Raw genomic sequence first — 4,985 nt, forward strand, 5'->3', positions numbered from 1 at the left:
GCGTAACAACCGATGTTCTTGAAGTCGAGGTAGGTGCCATCGACATAGGCAAGCGAGCCGTTGAACGTCAGCCCCTGCGCTGGCTGGACCACGAAATCCGCTTCGACACCGCGTGTCCGCAGCTTGCCCGCCGTGGCGACGGCGAAGCGCGCAGGAGATACGCTGGTATCGAAGATCGACGCCTGGAAGTCCTTGAAGTCGGTGGCGAAGCCGGTGACGTTCAGGGTGACCCTGCGATCGAGGAACTGCGACCTGAGGCCGATTTCATAGCTGGTCGGGATTTCCGGCCGGATGACCTTTGTATCGGCAGACACGACGCCCAGCGTGTCGACTGCGGCGCCCTTGTAGCCGCGCGCAGCCGAGGCAAAAATCATGACATCGTCGTTGAACGAGTATTGCAGCGTTGCGCGGCCCGAGAAATTCTCGTTCGATGCGCGCGCCCAGACCGGCCCGACATAGCGCCCCGGGATACTCATGAACGCCGATGGCGCTTTGTACATGTTCGCGTTGAACGCCAGCTTTTCAGCCGTGTAGCGCCCGCCGAAGATAAGCTTCAGGCCTTCCACCGGCTCGTAGGACAGTTGCCCGAAAAGGGCGCTGCTGGTGTTCTTGGTCGTCGAGTCGACGGAACTGCCGATCACCATGTCGCCGGGCAGGGGCAGCACCAGCTTGCCGGTCTGTTCGGCATGGCTGTGATTGACCGTGTGGTTGAGGAAGACACCGGCCACCCATTCGAACTGGCCGCCGGAAGGCGACGTGATGCGGAATTCCTGCGAATACTGGTCCAGCTTGCTCTGGCCGCTATTGATCGAGAGATAGTTGACCGGCAGCAGGTCAGGGTCGTTGTTGTCGTCGGATGTCCAGTGGCGATAGGCCGAGATCGACGTAAGGGTTGCCCAGTCGACGTCGAGGTCGACCTGCATGGAAGTGCCCCAGTTCTCGATCTTCTGATAGAAAAGCTTGTCGGCGGCGATCTGCAGGTTTTTCGGCCCCGGCACGATTCCGGCGGCAGCCGTCATCTGGCCGTACTGGGTGCCTGCGGGCACGGTGCGGGCAGTCCATGTGCAGCAGAGTTGATCGCTCTTGCCCCAGTCGCCAAGCAGGTTGACGGTCAGGTTGGGGGCCGGTTCCCACAGCAGCCTTGCGCGGACGCCACGTGAATCACGGCCGTTCAGCAGTTCCTTGCGGTAGATGTTGTCGACGATCCCGTCGCGCGTTGTCTGTGCATAGGCAACGCGGAAGGCAAGCGTGTCGGTCAGCTTCAGGTTGCCGATCGCGCTTGCCTTCACCTCGTTCTTGGTGGCGTATGACGCACGCACCTGCAGGCTGTTGTTGAATTCCGGCGCCTTGGTCGTAATCGATATCACGCCCGCAGACGCGTTCTTGCCGAACAGCATGCCCTGCGGACCGCGCAGGATTTCCACCCGCTCGATGTCGATCAGGTCAGCCACGGCCTGCCCGGAGCGTGCCAGCGGCACGCCATCGACGACGGTGCCGACCGATTGCTCGACCGTGTCGGAGAAGACTGCCGTGCCGACACCGCGAATCGAGAATCCTTCGCCGCGCACGTTGGCGGAACCCTGGAAGTTCAGGCTGGGCGCCACGTAGCGCAGTTCCATCGGGCTGTTGATCGACAGTGTCTGCAACTGGTTGCCCGATACCGCGCTGACCGCCAGCGGCACGTCCTGCAGCCGCTCGGCGCGCTTTTGTGCTGTGACGATGATTTCGAAGCCGGTGTCTGCAGCTTCGTTTGCGGCGGTGTCCTGCGCGTTGGCGGCGGACGCCAGCGCAAGCTGCGAAACGGCGGCGAGGGCGATGGCGCCCAACGCAAGCCTGCGATCACCAAACCCGTTCATGTAATCGTTCTCCCCAAAAATATCTGCGCACTGGAAGGTGCAGCGCGAAGCGTGAATTCATAGCCCCTGTCAAAAAATCTGACTACTTTCATTGTCGATATCTTGGCCGAATATGCAACTTTGTTGCCGAAATGCCACTAGGCCGGACGGGCGGCCAAACCGAAGCCGATGGTTATGTGGTATCGAGCAGATCCAGCCGGGTTTGCCATGGGTCGGCCATGCTGGCCGCGCCGTTCGTTCCCATATGCAGCAGTTTCTCATGGTCGTTGAAGCGGGGCCAGCCGGGCAGCGATTTGCCGTTCGGGCTGTGCGTGCGGATGAATTGCGCAAAAATGTCGGCCCACTGGTGCGCGGCCGACAGGTCGTCGGCGTTGGTGTTGCTATCGGTCTGGCCGAGTGTGTCGAACGCGTAGCCGACGTCGCTGGCGTGGTGCGCGCCGCGCCGGGTGGCGCGCAGGTGGCTGGCGACCATGTCGAACCGATAGAGCCAGACCGGCTGCCCGGCAGCCGCCGCCAGCCGGGCGATCGCGCGCGCCGGTTCGACGAAAGCCAGATCGCCGATCGCGTCGGCCGCATTGTCGATGGCCGGGCGGTGGTTGCCGCTGTCGTGGGTAGCGTTCAGCGCCTGCTGCAAATCTTCGGGCAACTGTGCGAACACCGCCAGCACATGGCCGTCTGGAAAGGCGCCCATTTCCAGCCCGGTCGCCCCGATCAGCAGCGGAACTTCTGCCTGTTGCCGGTTGGCGAAGGCCGCCATCACCGTTGCTGGTGCAACGCGGCCATCTACTGCCGGGCCGGCAAATGTCGGCGTGTCGCGGTCGAGAAAGTGCGTGCCTGGCAGCAGCGCCTCGGCCGGAAGCGCCCGCAATGCCTCCGGTGAGGCGTCGGCAAGGCCAATGCTTTCGGTAAACGCCTCGCCCGCCTTCAGTGCGGCTTCCGCCGAGACGAAGTCGATGCGGGCAGGCGGCGATTGTGCGATGGCCGCTGCAAACAGGCCGCGCGCCAGCGGGGAAGCCATCAACATCAGGACCGACATCGCGCCTGCGGATTCGCCCATGATCGTCACGCGGTCGGCATCGCCGCCGAATACGCCGATGTTGCGTTGCACCCATTGCAGCGCCGCGATCTGGTCGAGGAAGCCGAAGTTGATCGTGCAGCTGTCGTCGCCTGTGGTTTGCAGGGCGGGGTGGGCGAAAAATCCGAAGCGGCCGAGGCGATACTGGATCGTCACCACCACGATGCCGCGCCGGGCAAGTGCCGCGCCATCAAACACCGGCCCGGCCGCGCTGCCGTTCACCAGCGCGCCTCCGTGGATCGCCACCAGCACCGGATATCGCTGCTGGTTTGCCGGGGATGCGGCGGGCGGGGTCCAGATGTTCAAGGTCAGGCAGTCTTCGGAAAAGCCGGTGGCAAGGGTGGCGCTGCCCTCGGTCAGTGCATGTTGCGGGCAGGCTGGGCCGAAATGCGTTGCTTCGCGGATGCCCTGCCAGCCCGTTGCCCGCTGTGGCGCCCGCCACCTGAGCGGCCCCACAGGCGGCGCTGCAAACGGCACGCCGCGATAGGCGCAGCCGCCGTTCGCCAGTGCTTCGCCGCGCAGGGCGCCGTTTTCGATGTGCACGACCGGGCCGCCGGTGATGGTGCGTGCTGTGCGCGGCTGATTTCTGGTCAGGCCGATCGCCAGCGCGATGTCGGCCATGCGGGCCTTTCGCTGTTCTTCGTCCATCATCTTCATTTCTGCCAGTTGCGCGCGACGGGGTTTCGCCCGATCCCCTGCCCAAAGGGGCGAGCATGATCGACGAAACGCGATTTGCCGGTGCGGCACAACTGGCGCAATGGTGCGACCGGCTGGGGGGCTTCGGGCTGCGAAGCTCGGGGTCGGCGGCGCACGATGCCGCGATCGACTGGATCGAAGCCGAGCTGCGCGCGATCCCCGGACTGGCTATCCGCGACGACAGGTTCGAAATCGCGCGCTGGCATGCCGAGGCCGGGCTGGCGCAGGCGGGCGGTTTGCGGGTGGCTGGGCAGCCGGTCCCGATTGCGGGTGTCGTCCCATATTCCTGCCCCGCCAGCCGTTCGGGTGCGTTGATGCATCTGCCGCCCGATGTCGCGGTTCGCGATGCGCAGGTGCAGGGCAGGGTGATCGTGCGCGCCTTCCCCGACCAGCCGGTTCCCTATCGGGCGCTGATGCAGGGGGGCCTTTTTAGCAGCCCCGACTGCGCCGAACTGGAAGCGGCGGTTTACGACCGGCCGGGAATGGCGGACGCCGTGATCCACCGCGACTTGATCGAGGCGGGGCTTGCCGGTGCGGCAGGCATGATCGTCTGCTTCGACCTGCCGCGCGAACAGGTTGCCGGCTATTTCGAACCGCATCAGGGAACCCAGTATCGCCTGCCTGCCGTTTTTGCCGGTGCCGAGGAAAAGGCCTGGCTGATGCAGGCCGCAGCCGAGAGCCGCGAGGCAACGCTCGATGTTCGCGCCGTCTCTGATCGGGCATCGACGCGGAATCTTTTTGCAACGCTTCCCGGCCAGACGGCCGAGCGGGTGGTGCTGGTGTCGCACACCGACGGCAACACCTGGGTGCAGGAAAATGGTGCGGCGGCGCTGCTGGGGCTTGCGCACTATTTCAGCAGCCTGCCGCTTGCGGAACGCCGGCGCACGATCGAATTCGCCTTCACCTCGACCCACCTCCACATCTCGCGCGAGGGGAGCGTGCGCTATGCAAACGGCCTCGACCAGCATTTCGACGACGGTGATCTGGCGTTCGTGCTGGCGATCGAACATCTGGGTGCGCGCGAACTCGTCCCCGTCGGCAATCCGCAAGGGGCCGGGCGGCGGCTGGCTTTCACCGGCGCCGCCGAGCCGCTGCTGTGGGCAGTCGGGCCGAGCGAGGCGATGCGCCGCGCCGTCGTGGCGGCGGTGCGCGGGCGCGATCTGGCGCGCACCTTCGTCGTGCCGGGGTTGGGACCGGCGGTTGCCGGGCATGTCCCGGAATATGCCTCGTTCGGTGGTATCGGCACCAATTTTCATGCCCGGCTGCTCCCGACCACGTCGCTGATCACCGGGCCATGGTCGCTCTGGGCGCCATCCTTCGGCCGCGATGCGATCGACATCGACCTTCTGCGCCGGCAA

Annotated in this window: 3 protein-coding genes; 1 reads left to right on the forward strand and 2 read right to left on the reverse strand. The window is 65.1% G+C overall.

What is annotated here, in order from left to right:
* Positions 1 to 1,856, reverse strand: a 1,856-nt coding sequence (locus tag AC16JP_RS05910) for a TonB-dependent receptor (RefSeq protein WP_484339680.1), incomplete at its 3' end; no start/stop codon positions are given.
* 172 nt (positions 1,857 to 2,028) lie between these two features.
* Positions 2,029 to 3,579 carry a carboxylesterase/lipase family protein gene (locus tag AC16JP_RS05915; protein WP_484339681.1) on the reverse strand — a complete coding sequence of 517 codons (1,551 nt, stop codon included), beginning with the start codon at positions 3,577 to 3,579 and terminating at the stop codon, positions 2,029 to 2,031.
* Positions 3,580 to 3,644: 65 nt separating this feature from the next.
* Here AC16JP_RS05915 and AC16JP_RS05920 point away from each other — a divergent pair.
* The coding region (locus tag AC16JP_RS05920; RefSeq protein WP_484339682.1) for a hypothetical protein at positions 3,645 to 4,985 on the forward strand (1,341 nt) is incomplete at its 3' end.

The organism is Sandaracinobacteroides sp. (genome assembly GCF_057137845.1).

Bases quoted from the DNA above. Each gene is read 5' to 3' on its own strand.
- AC16JP_RS05915 (WP_484339681.1), bottom strand. From the start codon at position 3,579: ATGGACGAAGAACAGCGAAAGGCCCGCATGGCCGACATCGCGCTGGCG.